The organism is Microcystis sp. M53598_WE2 (assembly GCF_030067735.1).
Lineage (GTDB): Bacteria > Cyanobacteriota > Cyanobacteriia > Cyanobacteriales > Microcystaceae > Microcystis > Microcystis aeruginosa.
The window spans coordinates 1-1,510 of sequence record NZ_JASJFE010000467.1 but is presented as its reverse complement, the minus strand read 5'-3'; the positions used below and the strand labels follow the sequence as shown (position 1 = coordinate 1,510).

Here is a 1,510-nt window from a genome sequence, read left to right as displayed (position 1 = left end):
TGGACTGATGCCAAATTGGGTATTACTTGCCGCGATTTGGATTTGATCGTCTTGAAGAGTTATATCTTTAGTATAGACAGCTTTCTTAGCAGGAATGACTGAATTAGCGACTAAGCAGAAATCTTTAGGATTAATGTTCCCTAAATCTGTTTTATCGTCTTGATTAACTTTTCTGACTAAACCCTCTTTAACGGCAATGGTACAAATAGCATCAGCAGCAGGGAGAAAAGAGGTTTTAAACTCATTCCAGTCAATGGCTGTGGGTGCTTGCGAGGCACTGCTACCAAAGCGCACATCAAAGGAAATAATCCAAAGATGAATATGGGCAATCCCTGTAAATTCGGGTCCCCAGATGTGTAAATCTGCCCCTAATTGAACAGTAATATGATGGGTTCCAAAAAAGTGGAAAGTATAGGACACTCCCATATCAATATAGATAGAAATATCATAGTGATAGGGTTTCCAAGACATGAGAAAATCTGCCCCGGCGTTGAACCAAGCACTCAGAGGACCACTATTCCAAGTAGCTTGGAGGTGTCCCCCGGCCATGATAGCGGAAGGAGTCAAGGCAAAATAAGCATCTGCTTTGAGGTAAAGTTCACTGCTAACTTGCCAATTAAGCCCAAGGCGAGGTACTTTCGGGTAATGGTCTGGGACTTTAAAGAGGGGATGATAACCCCCTAAAGTGAGGACAAAATCTCCCTCATGGACGTTAGGGGCAAACCAGCCATAAAAGGCAAATCCTCCGGTGAGATGACAAGCTTGAGAAAGGATATAAGAGTTAGGAGTAAGTTGGGCAATAACGCCGATAAATCCTTCGGCGGGCAGAAAACTGGCTTTGAGGGCTAGTTGTACCTCGGCAACTGGGGGGACTCCTGCGCCTACATTTGGGGGGGCGATGAGGGTGGCTAAACCAAGGATATTAAGTTCAAAACGATTACCAAAAGCGACGGTAAGCAGGAGAAAAGAGTCAATTAGTTTAAAAGAGGTGAATTTAATGCCGATGGCGAGGAATATTTGCCCAGTTTCGGGGGGGATATAGTCTCGGAGTTTGGTTAGTTCTCCTGTGAGTCGGGCGGCTTGGTCTGAGTTAGAACCCTCAGCCGGAGGAGGGTTAACCGCTTCGGCGACAAGGGGAAAGGTGGCAATTTGGTCAATGGTGGGGACTTTGAGGGCGCGGTTATAGCCAAAGCCGGCGGCTAATCCGGTGACGAAGAAGAAGGATGGGCCACCGATGGGGTAGTCAAGAATGGCGTAGATAAAGAGGGAGGGATGCCCTTGAAAATAAGCATAGGACCCTATGGCGGAAAGTTTGAGGGCTTTGCCTTTGACGTTAAATTTGATAACGGCGGCACCGTCGTATTCGTCTATGCCGTTTCGGGTAGTTCTGAGGAATGCGCCTCCTATTTCTAGGGTGTCGCTGCCTTTGTAGTCGATGCCGATGCCTTTAAGGTCAAATTTGGGGTCAAATTGATTGAGGGGGGAGTTAACGCCAAGTCCATCGAGGGAG

At 47.0% G+C, this 1,510-nt stretch carries 1 protein-coding gene; it reads right to left on the bottom strand.

From position 1 onward, the window contains the following. A partial coding sequence (locus PX636_RS09705; RefSeq protein ID WP_353853467.1) for a DUF6603 domain-containing protein occupies positions 1-1,510 on the bottom strand: 1,510 nt, incomplete at both ends.